Origin of the sequence: Litoreibacter arenae DSM 19593 (assembly GCF_000442275.2) — a bacterium.
Classification (GTDB): domain Bacteria; phylum Pseudomonadota; class Alphaproteobacteria; order Rhodobacterales; family Rhodobacteraceae; genus Litoreibacter; species Litoreibacter arenae.
The window spans coordinates 70,219-87,101 of record NZ_KE557307.1 but is presented as its reverse complement, the minus strand read 5'-3'; the positions used below and the strand labels follow the sequence as shown (position 1 = coordinate 87,101).

At 60.6% G+C, this 16,883-nt stretch carries 16 protein-coding genes, 2 pseudogenes and 1 other annotated feature; of the genes and pseudogenes, 9 read left to right on the top strand and 9 right to left on the bottom strand.

Annotated features, from left to right (window positions below; genetic code table 11):
- From THALAR_RS07665 to THALAR_RS18090, 4 genes and pseudogenes are all read right to left on the bottom strand, one after another.
- Positions 1-283, bottom strand: a 283-nt coding sequence (locus tag THALAR_RS07665) for a hypothetical protein (protein WP_211264789.1), incomplete at its 3' end; no start/stop codon positions are given.
- Between the two features lie 425 nt (positions 284-708).
- Complete coding sequence (locus THALAR_RS07660; RefSeq protein ID WP_040817997.1) at positions 709-1,290, bottom strand: anti-sigma factor family protein; 582 nt, start codon at positions 1,288-1,290, stop codon at positions 709-711.
- Positions 1,290-1,844 (bottom strand): RNA polymerase sigma factor, encoded by a 555-nt coding sequence (locus THALAR_RS07655; RefSeq protein WP_021100948.1) that lies wholly within the window; start codon positions 1,842-1,844, stop codon positions 1,290-1,292. The genes THALAR_RS07660 and THALAR_RS07655 overlap by 1 nt, the downstream gene beginning before the upstream one ends.
- A gap of 892 nt (positions 1,845-2,736) precedes the next feature.
- Positions 2,737-3,362 (bottom strand): annotated as a pseudogene (locus THALAR_RS18090) (transposase); the annotation flags it as partial.
- A gap of 69 nt (positions 3,363-3,431) precedes the next feature.
- Between THALAR_RS18090 and THALAR_RS07640 the strand changes: the two are divergent.
- The 3 genes and pseudogenes from THALAR_RS07640 to THALAR_RS18385 form a co-directional block, all read left to right on the top strand.
- Positions 3,432-4,654, top strand: a protein-coding gene (locus THALAR_RS07640; RefSeq protein WP_154666775.1) for an IS3 family transposase whose coding sequence is annotated in 2 segments (ribosomal slippage) — positions 3,432-3,720 and positions 3,720-4,654 — 1,224 coding nt in all. Because the reading frame shifts where the segments join, the coding sequence is not laid out codon by codon here.
- Positions 3,713-3,829 (top strand) — a sequence feature (AL1L pseudoknot). It overlaps the preceding gene by 117 nt.
- 130 nt (positions 4,655-4,784) lie before the next feature.
- Entirely contained in the window at positions 4,785-4,913 is a 129-nt protein-coding gene (locus THALAR_RS18940) for a hypothetical protein (RefSeq protein ID WP_021100944.1), read from the top strand.
- A 95-nt stretch (positions 4,914-5,008) separates the two neighbouring features.
- Positions 5,009-5,194, top strand: a pseudogene (locus THALAR_RS18385) (DDE-type integrase/transposase/recombinase); the annotation flags it as partial.
- 27 nt (positions 5,195-5,221) lie between these two features.
- Here the strand turns inward: THALAR_RS18385 and THALAR_RS07635 are convergent.
- From THALAR_RS07635 to THALAR_RS07615, 5 genes are all read right to left on the bottom strand, one after another.
- The gene (locus THALAR_RS07635; protein ID WP_021100943.1) at positions 5,222-5,734 is read right to left on the bottom strand and encodes an RES family NAD+ phosphorylase; all 513 of its coding nucleotides are present in this window, start codon (positions 5,732-5,734) and stop codon (positions 5,222-5,224) included.
- A complete protein-coding gene (locus THALAR_RS07630) occupies positions 5,734-6,084 on the bottom strand; it encodes an MbcA/ParS/Xre antitoxin family protein (RefSeq protein ID WP_021100942.1) in 351 nt (116 codons plus the stop codon). The genes THALAR_RS07635 and THALAR_RS07630 overlap by 1 nt, the downstream gene beginning before the upstream one ends.
- A 380-nt stretch (positions 6,085-6,464) precedes the next feature.
- The gene (locus THALAR_RS07625) at positions 6,465-6,977 is read right to left on the bottom strand and encodes an Lrp/AsnC family transcriptional regulator (RefSeq protein WP_021100941.1); all 513 of its coding nucleotides are present in this window, start codon (positions 6,975-6,977) and stop codon (positions 6,465-6,467) included.
- Positions 6,974-7,834 carry a VOC family protein gene (locus tag THALAR_RS07620; RefSeq protein ID WP_021100940.1) on the bottom strand — a complete coding sequence of 287 codons (861 nt, stop codon included), beginning with the start codon at positions 7,832-7,834 and terminating at the stop codon, positions 6,974-6,976. Before THALAR_RS07620 ends, THALAR_RS07625 begins: the two co-directional genes overlap by 4 nt.
- A gap of 30 nt (positions 7,835-7,864) precedes the next feature.
- A complete protein-coding gene (locus THALAR_RS07615; protein ID WP_021100939.1) occupies positions 7,865-8,575 on the bottom strand; it encodes an SDR family oxidoreductase in 711 nt (236 codons plus the stop codon).
- A 186-nt stretch (positions 8,576-8,761) separates the two neighbouring features.
- On the opposite strand from THALAR_RS07615, the gene THALAR_RS07610 reads away from it, so the two are divergent.
- The 6 genes from THALAR_RS07610 (at position 8,762) to THALAR_RS07585 (ending at position 16,878) form a co-directional block, all read left to right on the top strand.
- Positions 8,762-10,357: an ABC transporter substrate-binding protein gene (locus THALAR_RS07610; protein ID WP_040817995.1), complete on the top strand. Its 1,596-nt coding sequence runs from the start codon at positions 8,762-8,764 to the stop codon at positions 10,355-10,357.
- 91 nt (positions 10,358-10,448) lie between these two features.
- Positions 10,449-11,438 carry an ABC transporter permease gene (locus tag THALAR_RS07605; RefSeq protein WP_021100937.1) on the top strand — a complete coding sequence of 330 codons (990 nt, stop codon included), beginning with the start codon at positions 10,449-10,451 and terminating at the stop codon, positions 11,436-11,438.
- On the top strand, positions 11,435-12,310 hold the full coding sequence (locus tag THALAR_RS07600) for an ABC transporter permease (RefSeq protein WP_021100936.1): 876 nt from the start codon (positions 11,435-11,437) through the stop codon (positions 12,308-12,310). Before THALAR_RS07605 ends, THALAR_RS07600 begins: the two co-directional genes overlap by 4 nt.
- Positions 12,307-13,944, top strand: coding sequence for an ABC transporter ATP-binding protein (locus tag THALAR_RS07595; RefSeq protein WP_021100935.1), 1,638 nt, complete (start codon positions 12,307-12,309; stop codon positions 13,942-13,944). The genes THALAR_RS07600 and THALAR_RS07595 overlap by 4 nt, the downstream gene beginning before the upstream one ends.
- A gap of 10 nt (positions 13,945-13,954) precedes the next feature.
- Positions 13,955-15,577 carry an aminotransferase class V-fold PLP-dependent enzyme gene (locus THALAR_RS07590; protein WP_021100934.1) on the top strand — a complete coding sequence of 541 codons (1,623 nt, stop codon included), beginning with the start codon at positions 13,955-13,957 and terminating at the stop codon, positions 15,575-15,577.
- Positions 15,574-16,878: an NAD(P)/FAD-dependent oxidoreductase gene (locus tag THALAR_RS07585; protein ID WP_021100933.1), complete on the top strand. Its 1,305-nt coding sequence runs from the start codon at positions 15,574-15,576 to the stop codon at positions 16,876-16,878. The genes THALAR_RS07590 and THALAR_RS07585 overlap by 4 nt, the downstream gene beginning before the upstream one ends.
- The last annotated feature ends 5 nt before the right edge of the window (positions 16,879-16,883 follow it).

Sequence of the window (16,883 nt, the reverse complement as noted above, 5' to 3'; positions counted from 1 at the left end):
CGCCGGTGTCGCCACCATCGTCGGAGCCTGAGTCACCAGTGTCGCCGCTATCATCCGAGCCTGAGCCGCCGGTGTCGCCACCACCATCCGAGCCGGAACCGCCGGTGTCGCCACCATCGTCGGAGCCTGAGTCGCCAGTATCGCCGCCATCATCGGAGCCGGAACCGCCGATGTCACCGCCATCATCGGTTCCGGAGCCGCCAGTGTCGCCACCACCATCCGAGCCGGAGCCACCGGTGTCTCCAACACCATCGGAGCCGGAGCCACCCAAGAATTCTGACAACCAGCCAAAAGGGCTAGGATTAGATGGTAATACGGTGGCTATGGGCGCAGCTGGTACAGGTGTTGTCGGCGCGAGGGTTGGTGGCGCGAAGGTCGCTTGCGGTTCGACGACAGAGGTCGATGTGCCACTGCTCGCTGAAAGGGCGACCAGTGAAAAAGGAACGCTGAAGAGGCTGAAGGATGCTCCATGGGGAACGCCGGTGAGAGGCATCTGGAAACGGAGTTCGTCATCTAACGATTCCAGAACACGAACTCGGGTCCTTGCACCCGGAAATGCCACCACCAACGCTGGGTCGGATTCACTCAAGAACAACGGTCGCGGCATGCTCACTATTGCGCCGGGAAGTAGACATTCCTGAGCCTTTGCTGCGGCAGGCGCTGCAATAATTGCTATCGTCGCAAATGCAATCCCTTTGCTACGCATTTCTACTCCAGCTGAATACTCTCAACTACGTCGACCCGTTTCCTCAGTTCTGACAACAATAACTCGAAATCACTCTCGGACCTCGAAGCGAGGCGATAAAGACCAACCGCAGAAGGGCCTTCTATGATACCAAGCCCATACTCCATTAGCAATTCAGAGATTTCACGTTCTGATGCGTCCGGACGAAAGGCCACAGTAAACTGCTGTGTTCGCGAATCTCCCGATGCCTGCTTGTATCCCTCATCGTCCCGAAAAACGAACGAGACCCCGACGAATATAACGGCAGCAGCGACAATGGAAGCGGCCAGCAGGGTGCTTAGCGCCGGCCGGAAAGGCGAACTACGGTGTTCTTTGTCAATGTCCCGCATCAAGCGCGCGAGTCCGAACTCGCCCGGAGAATGCTCACTGACGCTTGCATGCATGTTCGCACGGACCTGCCGCAATGCTTCAATTTCCATACGCAGTTCGGCATTGGTGCGCAAAGCGTCTTCGACGCGCGCTTGTTCATTCTCGTCGAGCGTTCCGTTCAAATAAAACGGAAGCAAGGACTCGATTTCGATCTGGTTGTCCAAATTATCGGCCATCATGCATCTTTCGCTTCCATTCTGCCAGAAAGACAGTGCATCAAAAGCTGCTTAGCGTGATAAATTCGGGTCTTCACAGTCCCCTCCGGAACATCAGTAGCCGCGCTTATCTCCTTGTAAGTCATGTCGGCAAAAAACGCGAGTTCTATGGCGCTGCGGTGGTCCTCCTTCAAGGAATCGATGCACGCACGCACGTGGGTGCTTTCCTGAGCGGCCAGCAAGCATGCCTCGCCATCGGCCTCGTCGGATACTGTTTCCGGTAGCTGGTCTGTGTAACTTAGCTTGCCAGTTCTTCTATGGTTATCCATTATTTTCCTATACGCGATCCCGAAGACCCAGCTTTTGACTGTCGAACGTCCTTCAAAACGCTCGGCGCCACGCCAGACTTCTATAAACACATCATGGAGTATGTCGGCGGACTCGAACGGATCGTTCAATCTTCGTCGAATAAATCCGTAGAGGGCGCGCTCGAACGCTGTGTAGAATTCAGAGAACGCCACACGATCACCTTGAGCTATCTGCTCAATCAGACGGTTGTAATCTAGATCGGCCATCTGATCCCAGAACTGAGAAGTCTATTCAATCGAATCATTGTACCCTTGCCAAAGGTGCATAACTACTTGTTTCCCATTGAAAAGACGACAAGTTTTCTTGTGAACATAGTCGCGGCACGCGCTCGTAGCAACGTAGCAACAAGGGTATCCCATCAGAATAGCGCTTTGTTATCTGATTGTGGCGAGTACACCACGCCCTTCCATCGTTTCCAAGGCTGAGAAAGCCTTCGAAATCAACCAATGTTGTTGATGCAGGTATTTCCGAAACAATTTGCCAATTCTTGTTATTTTAAAGTGGGTTATCCAGTTTTCTGAAGTTGCCGAGAACCTCAAGAGGACGAGTAGAGGCCCGGTTTCGTTAAAAAATAGTTACTGAGTTTGAACTCTTCGGGACCTCGAACCGACATACCTTTGCAACGTCAATCAAAGGGGCAACGAAAACAGGAACGCCAATAGGATCTCGGGCAGCGATCCACCTTCGGATCAACTACTGAGAAAGTGGGCAGGCGAAGGAAGACAGATATAACCTTCGACACATCCATGGCAGTTTCTGAAAGCACGCGCTCTACTTTTTTACCTGGGGGTATTTGAAGTGACTAATAACAACCAAGATTGCCATCGTGGCGCTATCATCCGTTTAATAGTACCTGAATTCCGTTTTGGCTTTCTGGCGAGGCGCTCTTGGTCGAAGAGTACCTCTGGAAAGGCCGTTACCCCAGCAGAGATCATTAAAAAGACGCGGAACGACTCTGAGCAATTGCAAAGGCGTTGCCAGGCCGACCTAGACCATTTCTTGGGGAAAAGTAGGATTCTGGGTTCTGTCAAGTAAATCGAGGTTTAGTAACCTTCAGCCGTGCAATTCAGTTCAGCTTTGTGTAGATATGTACGGACTCTCGGGCCGGAGCCCAACACAGGAGCCATCGTTCAGCCAGAGCCGTCCTTTCTTCGTCTGTTTCATGGGTACTTTGAGCCCCTCACGTCGCCGCAGGCGCTCGACACGCTTGTCGTTTACCAGCCAACCTGCATCCCTCGGTATTGCGCCAATCCGGCGATTCCCGTATCCACCATATTAGCGCGTCAGCTCGATCATGTCCGCAACCAGGCGGTCTTCGCCAGCACGTCCAACTGGCAACCGCCTCTGCGTAGATCGGTGCTGACCCAGAACACGGCAGACCCGCCGCTCAGACAGCCGCATCTCGTTGCGAATGTGACCAATGCAAGCCCGACGACGTGACAGTCTCAGTAGTTTCCCCGTGCGGCCTCGGACAGGATCAACTTGTCCAACGTCAGGTCCGATACCGCTCGACGCAGCCGATCATTCTCCTTCTGGAGCCGTTTGAGTTCCTTCAGTTGCTTGCTTCCTGTGCCGCCATATTACTTCCGCCAGCGGTAGACCGTCTGCTCTGTTATCTGCACCTGACGGATTGCATCTACGCGCGGCATTCCGTGCCCACACAGCACCTCAACCTGCCGCAACTTCGTGACAATCTCTTCCGGTTTGTGTCGCTTGTTTTCCATCCTTGATCCTTCGCTATGAACCGCGCCGGGTTTGCCGGAGGCTCCAACTCTTGAGTAGGATGGAGCATCATGAGCAAGACAACGAACAAATATTCCCCCGAAGTCCGCGAACGCGCTGTTCGCATGGTTCTGGACAACGCAGGGCAGCATGAGAGCCGCTGGTCGGCGATCTTGTCAATTTCGTCGAAGATCGGCTGTGCACCTCAGACACTGAACGAATGGGTCAAGAAGACCGAGGTTGATCGGGGTGAGCGAGCCGGTATCACGACCGAGATGGCAGAGAAGATGAAGGCTTTGGAACGCGAGAACCGCGAGTTGAAGCAGGCCAATGAGATCCTGCGCAAGGCATCCGCGTATTTTGCTCAGGCGGAGCTCGACCGCCGGTCCAGGACATGATCGCTTTCATTGAGGAACACCGCAACGCCATCGGGGTCGAGCCGATCTGCAAACACCTGCCGATTGCCCCATCCACGTTCTACGATCACTTGGCCAAGCAAGCGAACCCCGATCTGTTGTCAGATCGGGCAAAGCGGGACGAGGTGTTGTGGCCAGAGATTGAGCGGGTCTGGGAACAGAACTACAAGGTCTACGGCGTGCGCAAGGTCTGGCACCAGATGCGCCGGGAAGGCATCGATGTCGCCCGCTGCACGGTGGCGCGGCTGATGAAGGACATGGGGATTGAAGGTGTCATTCGAGGCAAGAAGCTTAAGACCACAATCCCGGACAAGTCCCAGCCGTGCCCGCTGGACAAAGTGAACCGTCAGTTCAAAGCACCTGCGCCGAATGTCCTGTGGGTGAGCGACTTTACCTATGTCGCGACATGGCAGGGTTTTGTCTACGTTGCATTCGTTATCGATGTCTTCGCTCGCCGGATCGTTGGCTGGCGGGTCAGCAGGATGGCGCATGCTGGGTTCGTGCTGGATGCTCTTGAGCAAGCTGTTCACCAGCGGCAACCAGCGAATGGCTTGGTGCATCATTCGGATCGCGGATCGCAGTATTTGTCTATCCGCTACACAGAGTGCTTGGCCGAGGCCGGGATCGAGCCGTCAGTTGGCAGCGTGGGAGACAGCTACGACAATGCCCTGGCCGAAACGATCAACGGCCCGTTCAAAGCGGAAGTCATTCACAGACGCGGCCCGTGGCGTAGTTTCGATGCAGTCGAATACGCCACACTAGAATGGGTAGACTGGTTCAACAATCGCCGCCTGCTGGAACCCATCGGAAACATCCCGCCTGCAGAAGCCGAGGCAAACTTCTATGCGGCTCTGGAAAGATCAGACATGGCCGCGTAACTAAGATCAATCAGCCTCCGGCAAACCCGGCGCGGTTCATTTCCTAACTATAGGGGCGGACCACTTCAAAGGGGAAGGATTAGGTGATTGCGGAGCAAAGCCGCGCCTATCTGGAAACGCAACTGCACCTGTGGCGAGACGGCAAACGGGGTCGGGTCGGGGCGAGAGGGCCGAATTGATGCGCAAAGCAGCGAAGCCGCTGTCGGACGAGCAGATCGAGATGCTGGCTGATTGGTCCTCGGGTTTGGTGCAGGACTGAATTGGACTACCAGCCGCCAAACCGTGGTCATGTGGCCTGCGTGGGGGACTGTTGCGTTAACTGCGTAGATTGGCGAATGGTCACACGGTAGAGTCCGACTGACCGCGCGGCGCGATGCGAAGGCAGCCAAGGCCTTGTTCAAGAATGCCATTGAGCGGATCAGGCGCCACCGGTCGGTCACGATCGTCACGGACAAAGTCCAGACCTATTGGCGCAGCAATCCGGTCTGGAGTGACCATGCCGCTATGACACGGTTCCTCTGCTTCCGTCAGAGCTTCCGACCCCGTTGAAAGGTCTGGCTTGGCAGTTCACAACCGTGAGAGCCGATCTTCATCGTCCACGACAGAAAGGGTGCAGCCGTCGCCGGTCCAGTTCCACAACACGATGTTGAAGTCTGATGCCGCCGCGCCCTTCGCAAAACTCCTGATGAGAAGTCCGGCAAACCCATCGCCGATGAGGCTGCGGGCGAAATCCTGCGTTGGAACCGCTTGGCCGTCGAGCATCCTCGTGCGCCACGCAGGGTCGGCAAGCAAGGCCGCAGTCATGCTGTACTGTTCTAGTGCGCCTTCGTCGCGGGTGTCGAAAACCGGGCCGAGGTCGGCGGCGTAGGACACCAGAATTGTGGGCTGTAGACTTCCGACCTGGTTGGCTTCCCGAAGCGCCGTGGCGGGATCAAGCGCGGTGTAGAGCGCAGGGGTGCCCTTTGTGTTGAAGCGCCCGCCATAGAGGTCGGCGCCACGTCCGGAGAGAGGCTCGCGCGCATAGACCGGGTTCAGGGCGCGGTAGAGAGGGCCCGTATAGCGCCCATCCGTCAGAGGCATCAGGCGAAGACGCCCGCGTCGACTGCGTCGATGTATTCCAGAACCTGCTGTGCTTTGCCCTCCTGCACGAGCTGCATGGCAGTCCGGCCATCAAAGCCGGGCAGGGGCTCCGAGCGGTACCACGCATAGGCCATCAGTTCAGAACCAAAGCGCGGCTCGACCTTGTTCAGCACCTCGACCAGCTCGCGCAGGCGGCGCTGTGTCTTGTCCGACCCGATACGAGCCCGCCGTTGCAAGGCGTCCTTGCCAAGGCCCACCGTCAAGGCGATCTCCTCAGCGGAGGTGCGCAACGCCGCAGCGATCTTTCGCGGTTCGAACTGTCCACCTTCTGCGAAGTTCGTAATCTGCATACGCTGCTATCCTTCGGTCATTCTGACGGTATATAGCGACAGTATAACTGAATTACAAGTTGAGGAAGGTTCTCGCCCGTTGTTTTTCCCACTCCCCTGTGCGGCTGTAGCTGCGCCGATAACCGCTCCGTCTGTTCGTCGACCAAACGGTCGATGCGCTCTTGTTTCCGTGCCATCTCTGCTCTTGCTGCCATCCGATTGTTACGGCTTGTGGCGTCTTTTTCTGTTCTTAGCGTAAGTCAATGATGCGGGAACGGGATTCGGGCGAAAAAACTCTAACTACATCTGGGATTGCACGCCACCGACGACACTTTGGCCTGCACTTCGGTCGAAGACGACTGGGGCAAAGGTCAGTCCTCGTGCGCATGGAAGCAAGGCGATCAGAGGTAGTCAGTCGGAATGGCCGTGGTAAACTTCATTTCCTCCATCGAGATCATGGCGTTGACCCGCGTGAAATCGAGGTTCTCGATCATGCGCTTGTAGACGGCGTCATAGGTGGCGACATCAGGCACGGCCAGCTTCAGGATATAATCCACAGTGCCGGTCAGGCGGTAGGCCTCGACGATCTCGGGAATATCGTCGATCAGGGCGCGGAATCTGTTGATCCAGTCCATTTCGTGGCGTGGTGCGCTGAGGCCGATGAAAATGGTCATCGGCACATTCGCCAGCGCCTGATCGACGAGGGCAACGCGCTTGGTGATCAGACCCGCTTCCTCCATCCGTTTGATCCGCCGCCAGCAGGGGGTGGCGGTCAGGCCGATCGCCTCGGCGATGGCGCTGACTGGCGTGTCGCTGTTGTCCTGAATGATATTCAGGATCCGGCGGTCCAGCGCGTCGAAGCTCATGTGCTCTGCCGGTTTGGCCCCCGTGCGGCGGGGTTTCGGCGCGCTCATACGGGGATGAATTCGACAATCGTGCCGGCGGCATGTGCCGGCCCGACAGCCACGCCGCGCGATGTGCGGGTGGTTGGGACATTGGCACGGTCGAGCACCGACAACAATGTGTCTTCGTCTCCGACGTTCACCTGCAAGACGCCAAACGCCCCGCGGGGCAGGGCGTTTGTGTCCAGACCCGTATAGCGCTGGTTAAACGCATCGGGCGAGAGCAAGGTTAGCGGGGCAGAGTTCGATCCCGTCGACACGATCGCGCCACCCTCGGTCGGTTGCACTGCGCCATCCGCCCAGAGGCGGGCGAAGGCTTTTGCGTCCGCCTCCGGCGTGTCGCTGCGCGCGACGATACCTGCCAGTCCGCGGGCGGTATTGGGGTGGTCCAGCAGGTCGGGCAGCCAGACGGTGTCGCGGCTGCGATGCTGGCACATGAACATGGTGCCCAGCGGAACCTCTTCAGGCGCGAAACTTAGGGTAGAAAACGCAGCGACCCCTTTGCTGCCATCGGGCAGGTCCACGGGGCGCTCGAAATCGCTGAGGTTCTGGGTCGCGATCCCCAGCTCTCCCAATGCGACTTCCGCTGCGCGGGCGTCGTCGATGCGGCAGGCGATGGCGTGCAGGCCTTCGCCTTGGTCCTCTAGCGTCTTGTAGCGCGCCGTGTTCAGCGGGGTCGGGCGCAAAAGGCCCAGAAGCTCGTAATAGTCGTCGGGGAACATGATCGTGTAGTTGGCCGACCCCTTGGCCTCGGAGTGCATACCGCGCGGGGACAGCGTGAAACCAAGGGCCGCGAACTGTCCGGCGGCGGCATCAAGATCGGCGACAAGGCTAAAACAATGGTCGATACCTTTGACGGGGTGGGTCATGGGAGGCTCTCCTTCATGATGGATGATTGGTCAGCGGCGCACCGGCGAGACGACGACTTCGTTCAATACGATGCCCGGCTGGGTCTGGGCGACGAACAGGGCGACGCGGGCCATGTCCTCGGGCTGGATCATCCGCGCCAGACTGCTCTGGTCGAAGCCCGGACGTTTGGCCAGCAGGGGCGTCGCAACCTCGGCCGGACACAGCGCGGTGGAGCGGATGCCATTGCGCCCTTCCTGATCGTTGAGGCTGGCCGAGATGTCTGAAAGCGCGTGCTTGGACGCGCCATAGGCCACACCGGAAACGGTCGAATGATAGCGGCCCGCCCAGCTTGAGGTGTGGATCATCACCCCGTCTTGCTGCGTGCGCATGGCAGGCAAACAGGCGGCGATGACGTTCAGTGCGCCGGTTAGGTTGACTTGGAGCACACGGTCCCAACTGTCCCAGTCGAGATCGGCCCAGTCGCGCTTCGGAATGTTGAGGCCTGCGTTATTGCAAACTACATGTAGCCCGTCGCCCCAGTCGGCAATACGCCCCGCCGCAGCGGCCATGCCGTCGCGGTCGGTGACGTCACCGGGAACGATCAGGCAGTCCGCGCCCGCGGGCAGGCCGTCGCGCACGACATCGAGCGATTCTTCGGTTCGGGCGGTCAGGGCTGTGCGAAAACCGGCGGCGGCAAATGCCTGCGCCATTGCCGCACCGATGCCCGAACCGGCCCCGGTTATCCAGACAGTTTTTGACATCTGACCCTCCCGACCCTGCGTGCAAGCGCCTTTTTATTCCACAGATAGGGCCTCTATTAGCATGAAATTTTCCTTTGGACGGAATTTGAAGATACTTGTTGACCTTAAGTCAAGCTTTCGTTCAAACTTTCAATCAACAGCGCCCCTGAGGCGTGGAACCAACCTAACCGACAAGGAGAGAAGTGGATGACGAAAGCGCAGAATTTATTGTACGCCACCGCAGTGGGCTGCATGGGTTTGAGCCTTACCGCAAATCCGGTGCAAGCTCAGGAAGAGGTCAAGCGCGGCGGCACCGCCGTGATCCACATGATTTCGGAGCAGCGGACTCTCAACCCGGCGTTGCGCGCTTCAACCGGCGTCTACAACATCTCCGGCAAGATCATGGAGCCGCTGATCGACAAGACCTATGACGGCTACGTCCCGGTTCTGGCAACGGAATGGTCCTCCTCTGACGACGGCAAGCAAATCACGGTGAAGCTGCGCGAAGGCGTCAAATGGCATGACGGCGAGGACTTCACCTGCGACGACGTGGCGTTCACGGCGATGGAGATGTGGAAAGAGCTGCTGAACTACTCCTCCTCGCTTCAGGCAAATCTGGAATCCGTGGATTGCCCCGATCCGCATACCGCGCTGTTCAACTATTCCGAGCCGATGCCGCTGGATCTGTTTGTCGCGGCGATGCCCGATCTGGGCCATCCAGCGCCCAAGCACCTTTACGAGGGCACGGACATTCTCAAGAACGACCACAACACCGCGCCTGTCGGCACCGGCCCGTTCAAGTTCGTGGAATACGAGCGCGGGCAATATGTGCTGGCCGAACGCAACGAAGACTACTGGCGCGAGGGTTACCCCTATCTAGACCGGATCGTCTGGCGTTTCATCAAGGACAAGTCGGCGGCCGCAGCCGCGCTTGAAGCGGGCGAAATACACGAATCCGGCTTCATCGGCGTTTCGATGGCGGATGTGGAGCGTCTGTCCAATGACGACCGCTTCGACGTTGGCACCAAGGGGTATGAGAACAACGTCGCCCACTCGACCGTCGAGTTCAATCACCGCAATCCGATACTGGCCGATGTGAATGTGCGCCGCGCGATCCATCACGGGCTGGATGTCGACTTTGCGATCCAGAACATCATGCGCGGCTTCGCCAAGCCGGGACGCGGGCCTGTACCGTCGGTCGGTGGCGCGAACTACACCGACGACGTGACGACCTATCCCTATGATGTCGAGCTGGCCAAGAAGATGCTCGATGATGCGGGCTATCCGGTCAAGGACGACGGCTTCCGCTTCAAGCTGCGCCACCGCCCCGCGCCGTGGGGGGAATATACGCAGCTTTGGGGGGAATACTTTGCCCAGGCAATGAAGGCGATCGACATCGACGTGGAGCTTCTGAACAACGACGCGCCGGGCTTCCTGAACGGGGTGTATCGTGACCATGACTTCGATACGGCCAATGGCTGGCACCAGTTCCGGTCCGACCCTGCGGTGTCGACAATGGTCTGGCTGCGTTCGGGTCTGCCCGAGGGTTCGCCATGGACCAACCAGTTCGGCTGGAAGAGCGAAGAGATAGACCAGATGATCGACGACGCCGCGTCCGAGCTGGACCCTGAAAAACGCGCGGGCATGTACCACGAGATCCAGCGCCGCGCGATGGACGAGCTGCCGGTGATCTTCGCGATCGAGCATCCGTTCATCTCGGTCACCAGCAAAAAACTGATGAACCATCACAACACCCCGCGCTGGAACTCGAGCAGCTGGTATGACCTCTGGCTGAACGAATAACGCTCCGCTTTGCGGGCGGTGCCCCGACAGGCACCGCCCGCGCTTTTGCCCGAACCTGCTGTCCCGAGGCGGGTTAACGGAAAGACTATCTATGCCGCTCCCCATCCCCCCGATCCTGTCCTATGCGCTGCGACGGCTGTTTCAGGCCGTGCCTGTGGTCATCCTGATCATGATCGGGACATTCCTTCTGCTGAAACTTGCACCGGGGGACACGGTCGATGCGCTGGTGGGCGACATGGGCGGCGCCGACGCCGCGTTTATCGAGCGGTTGCGGATCGAGTACGGGCTTGATCAGCCGGTCTGGGTGCAGCTCTGGCGCTACATGAGCAAGCTTGCGATGTTCGATTTCGGCTGGTCCTTTGTCTATGAACAGCCGGTTTCGCGGATATTGATGGACCGGCTCGGCACCACGCTTTTGCTGATGGCCACGTCGCTCAGCGTGGCGTTCACCATCGGCATCTTTCTGGGTGCCATCGCGGCGCGGCGGGCCTATTCGACAACCGACAACCTGATTTCGACCCTTGGCTTGATCTTCTATGCCACGCCAAGCTTTTTCCTGTCGCTGATGATGATCCTCTTGTTTTCGGTCAAGCTGGGCTGGCTGCCGGTGGGCGGGATCAAGACCATCACCGGATTTTACACCGGCTGGGATCATGTGGTGGACGTCGCCCGCCACCTGATTATGCCGACCGCCGCGCTGTCGCTGATCTACCTGTCGTTCTATTTGCGGCTGATGCGGGCCTCGGTGCTTGAGGTGGCGGAGCTGGACTATGTGCGCACGGCCCGCGCCAAGGGCGCGGGCGAAAGCCGGTTGATGGTCCATCACATCATGCGCAACGCGCTGTTGCCCGTGGTCACACTGCTCGGGCTGCAATTCTCGACGGTTCTGGGGGGCTCCGTGGTGGTGGAGACGATTTTCACACTGCCGGGGCTGGGTCAGCTGGCCTATCAGTCGGTGATCCAGCGCGACATGAACACGCTGATGGGCATCATCTTCCTGTGCTCGATCATCGTCGTGGTGGTGAACTTCCTGACCGACCTCCTCTATGCCCGTCTCGACAGCAGGATCAAGCTGACATGACAACCGCCGCCACCGACCTTCCCCCGCCAGAGCCGTCTCGTCCGGTCGTTTTGTGGCGCCGCTTCCGGCGCAACCGGGCCGCACTTCTGGGGCTGTTTTTGTTCACGCTCGTCGTCGGCATGGCCCTGACCGCGGGGCTTATCGAGCCCAATGATCCCCTACGCCGCGCAGGTGTTCCGCTGACCGCGCCGTTCGCCAACTGGGACACCCCGCTGGGCACCGACCAGCTTGGCCGCGATATCCTTGCGATGCTGTTCTATGGTGCGCGGATCTCGCTGCTGGTGGGCGTGGTGGCGACGTTGATTTCGATCGGCATCGGCATCGTGATCGGGGCGCTGTCGGGGTATTTCGGCGGCTGGGTCGACGACGTTCTGATGCGCATCACCGAAGCGTTCCAGACCATTCCCAGCTTCGTTTTGCTGCTGACGCTGGTGGCGATCCTCGGCTCCAAGATCGAATGGATCGCCTTGGCCATCGGCATCGTCAGCTGGACCGCCCCCGCCCGTATGGTCAGGGCCGAATTCATGGCCCTGCGCAACCGCGAATTCGTGGATGCCGCACGCAATCTGGGGGTGTCGAATACGGCGATGATCTTCAAGGAGATCATGCCAAACGCCATCCCGCCAATCATCGTTTACGCCTCGGTCGTCATGGCGCTGTCGATCCTGCTGGAAAGCGCCTTGGCGTTTCTGGCATTGGGCGACCCCAACTATGCAAGCTGGGGCAACATGATCGGGCAGGGCAGGGCGGTCTTGCGCACCGCATGGTATTGCGCGGCCATCCCCGGCATCGCCATCGTTTTGACCGTGCTGTCCTTTTCCCTGCTGGGCGAGGGGTTGAACGACGCGCTGAACCCGAGGCAGAAGAAATGACCGAGTTCGCGCTGAAGATCGAAAACCTCAAAATTGCGCTGCCCGAAGGATCGGACCGCCCCTTTGCTTTGGAAGGCCTTGATCTGGAGGTGCGCCGCGGCGAAGTCGTGTGCCTTGTGGGCGAGTCCGGCTCCGGCAAATCGCTGACGGCGGGCGCAATCATGCGGCTTCTGCCAGAGCCGCATGTGCATGTCGCAGGCGGTGCCATCTCGGTGCAGGGGGAGGATATCCTCGCCAAGTCCGAGACCGAAATGAAGGCCATGCGTGGCGAACGTGTCTCGATGATTTTTCAGGAGCCGATGACGGCGCTTAACCCGCAAAAGACCGTTGGCTGGCAGATCGACGAGGTGCTGCGGCTGCACACAAAGCTGACCCGCACCGAGCGCCGCGCCCGCGTGATCGAGATGCTGGAACGGGTGCATATCCCCGACCCGCCCTCCGCCTATAACGCGTATCCGCATCAGGTATCCGGCGGGCAGCGCCAGCGGGTGATGATCGCCATGGCGCTGTGTTTGTCGCCTGGCCTCATCATCGCCGACGAGCCGACAACGGCGCTGGACGTCACGACGCAACTCCAGATTCTCAAGCTGATCCGCGATTTGCAGGAGCAGGAGGGCGCGGGCGTTCTGTTCATCACCCATGATTTCGGCGTGGTGGCCGAGATAGCCGATCACGTCGTCGTCCTGTCGCAAGGCAAGATGGTCGAAACCGGCACCGCGCAGCAAGTCCTGAACGCGCCGCAGCATCCCTACACGCAGGCGCTTATCGCGTCGGTGCCGTCGCTGACGCCGAGCCCGCCCAAATCCTTCGACAACGCCCCGGTGGTGCTGAAGGGGACGGGGCTGAACAAGACCTTCGCCGCGCAAGGCGGTTTCCTGAGCGGGCGGCGCAAATCCGTCACCGCCGTGGACGATTTGACCTTCGAGCTGCGCAAGGGCGAAACCCTTGGCGTCGTCGGCGAAAGCGGGTCGGGCAAAACCACGGTGTCGCGGATCGTGACCCGTCTGCTTGAGGCCGATTCCGGCGCGGTGGAGCTGGATGGCACCGATCTTCTGGCCTGCAACCCGCGACAGCTGCGCGAGATGCGCAAGCATATCCAGATGGTGTTTCAGGACCCCATGGCCTCGCTCAATCCGCGCAAGCGGGTGGTCGATCTGATCGCGCAAGGGCCGATCGTGCATGGTGTAAGCCGGGAAAAAGCGCACGCGCAGGCGCGTGATTTGCTGGCTCTGGTGGAATTGTCGCCCAGTGCCGCGAACCGGTTTCCGCACGAATTTTCGGGCGGGCAACGCCAACGCATCGGCATCGCCCGGGCGCTGGCGCTCAGGCCCAAGGTGATCGTCGCGGACGAGCCGGTGTCGGCGCTTGACGTCAGCGTGCAGGCGCAGGTGTTGCGCCTGCTGGCCGATTTGCGCGACCAGATGGACTTGTCGTTGTTGTTCGTGACCCATGATCTGCGCGTCGCGGCGCAATTGTGCGACCGTATCATCGTGATGCAGAAGGGCGAGATCGTGGAGACCGGCAAAACGGCAGAGGTCTTCGCCGACCCCCGGCATCCCTACACCCGCAACCTTTTGTCCTCGATCCCCGGGCGGCACTGGACCCCGCCCAAGCTGGAGGCGATCGCTATATGAGGCCGGACCCGTGACCATTGGCATCCCCGACATCCGAGACGCCCTGATAGGCGAAGGAGTTGCTATTCCCGGCCCCTTCGGCCCGCGCCGCCTGATCTATAGCGATTATGTCGCGTCGGGTCGGCTGCTGGGCTTTATCGAGGACGCGATCCGCACCCATGTGATGCCGTTCTACGGCAACACCCATACCGAAACTTCGTTCACCGGCCGGCGCAGCACGCAGTTGCGGGAGATGGCCCGCGACGCCGTGCGGCGGGCGGTGGGTGCGGATGATGGCCATGCGGTGATTTTCACCGGCTCGGGTGCGACGAACGCGGTGGACAAGCTGATGCGAGCCTTTGCACTTGGCGGGCTGTGCAGCCGCTCGGTCATTTTTGTGGGTCCTTACGAGCATCATTCCAACGACCTGCCATGGCGCGAATGTGGCGCGATGGTCGAGCGGATTCCGCTCGATGACAGTGGTGCAATCTGCCTGCGCATTCTGGCGGAGCGGCTCGAGGCTCATGCCGACGCGCCTTGCAAGATCGGCGCATTCTCGGCGGCGTCCAACGTGACCGGCGTGCGCACCAACCTGCGGGCCATCGCGGCGCTGTTGCACGCCCATGATGCGTGGTGCGTGGCCGATTATGCCGCCGCCGGTCCCTATCTGCGGGTGAACCTGTCCGAGACCGCGCCCGGCGCGAATGACCGGATCGACGCGGCATTCCTGTCGCCGCACAAATACGCAGGCGGTCCCGGCGCGTCGGGGCTGCTGATCGCGGACCGGCGCATTCTGGATACGGCCCGCCCCACGCTGACGGGCGGCGGCACCGTGTCTTACGTGACCGAGACGGCGCATGCCTACGTCTCCAACCCCGAACGCCGCGAAGAGGCGGGCACACCCGCCATTATCGAAAACATCCGCGCGGGCATGGTTTTGCAACTCAAGAATGACATGGGCGAAGCAGAGGTCGAGCGCCGCGAAACGGCGATGACCGACCGGATGGACCGCGCCTTGCGTGCAATTCCGGGGATGGAGTTGCTTGGCCCGAAAGGGGCGTCAAAGGTCGGCATATTCTCGTTCAACCTGCGGGTGGGGGAGCGGATGCTGCATCACAATTACGTGGTCGCCCTGCTGAACGATCTGTTCGGCATTCAGGCGCGGGGCGGGTGTTCTTGCGCGGGGCCATACGGCCACCAGCTTTTGTCGATTAATGCGGCCACCGCGGACCGGCACGAACGGCAGGTGCGGTTGGGCTATTCGGCCTTCCGCCCCGGCTGGGCGCGGCTGGGCGTCAACTGGTTTTTCGAGGACGGTGACGTGGACCGCATCACTGACGCGGTGGGCTTCATCGCGGCGCACGGGTTTGCGCTTTTGCCCCTCTACCGGCTGGACCTAACTGGCGGCGTCTGGCGCGCCCGGCGCGACTTCGACGACGCGCCGCCCCGCCAGCTGTCGGATTTGTGGAACGTCCCGCCGGAAGACCCTCCACATGCACCCGATTTCGACGACGCGATGCGCGAGGCGCACGCTTTGTTGCGCCATATTCCGGATCGTGTCGAGCCAATGCCCATGACGGACGAGCAGGAAGCCCTGCGCTGGTTCTGGCTGCCGCATGAGGTGCAATTCCAGCCTGTCGAGGCCGCGTCATGACCACATCTGTCAGTTTTCCCCCGTCAATCTGGACCGACACCGCCCCGCCACGTGCCGTTGCGCCCGCAGCCACGGGGGTGATCGAGACCGATGTTGCGATCATCGGCGCGGGGTTTACCGGCCTGTCCGCCGCGATCGAGGCCGCCCGTCGCGGCCATACCGTCACCGTGTTCGAGGGCAAGGCCGTCGGCTGGGGCGCATCGGGGCGCAACAACGGGCAGGTGATCCCTGTGCTCACCTCTGCCGAGCCGGATGTCTGGGTCCAGCGCTACGGCGAGACCGGCAAGCGCGTGGTCGATCTGATCGGCAACTCCGCCAGCATCCTGTTCGATCTGGTGCGCGAATTCGACATGGAGGCCGAGGCCGAGCAGACCGGATGGTTCCAGCCCGCCCACAGCCCCGGTCGCGTGGCGCTTTCGCAGCGGCGGGTCGAGGCTTGGCAACGTCACGGGTTTCCCGCCGAATTGCTCGACGCCGGGCAAGCAGCCGACCTGCTGGGCACCGAATTCTGGCATGGCGGCATGTTCAACCCCACTGGCGGGCATATCAACCCGCTGGGGCTGGCGCGTGGCATGGCCAAGGCGGCCGAGGGACTGGGCGTCACGATCCACGAGAACAGCCCCGTGCAGAGCTTCGAACGCAAGGGCGCAGGGTGGGCGTTGCGCACCGGTGACGCGACGATCACCGCACGGGCGCTGATCCTCGCCACCAATGCCTATACCGGCGAGCTGGTGCCGGGACTGGCCCCACGGCTGGCGAAGTCGCTCATCCCCGTGACCAGTTGGCAAATGGCGACCGAGCCGCTGGGAGACAACCTGCGCAAGACTATCCTGCCGGGGCGGCAGGCGGTGTCGGACACGCGCGGCGATCTGCGTTTCTTCCGCTACGACGCCCGCAACCGGCTGATCACCGGCGGCGCGGTCGTGGGGCCCCACAACGTCGCGCAGCGGGTGAAGCGCAAGGCCGCGGGCAATCTGGCCGAAGCCTTCCCCACGCTTGGCACACCCGAGATGACGCATGTCTGGTCGGGCTATGTCGGCATGAACTGGGACCGTTTTCCGCGCGTCCACCAGCTTGGCCCAGACGGCTGGGCGTGGATGGCCTGCAACGGGCGCGGCGTGGCGTTCGGCACCGCCATGGGCCGCGAACTGGCCCGCGCCGTGACTGGCATGGACCCGCGCGAGTTGGCGCTTCCCGTGACCGAACCCAAACCGTTTCCCGTGCAGGGCCTGCTGCGCCGCGTGGCCCCGACCTATCTTGCGTGGCTGAAACGCCAGGATCTGCGCGAACCCAAACTGTAAGGAGT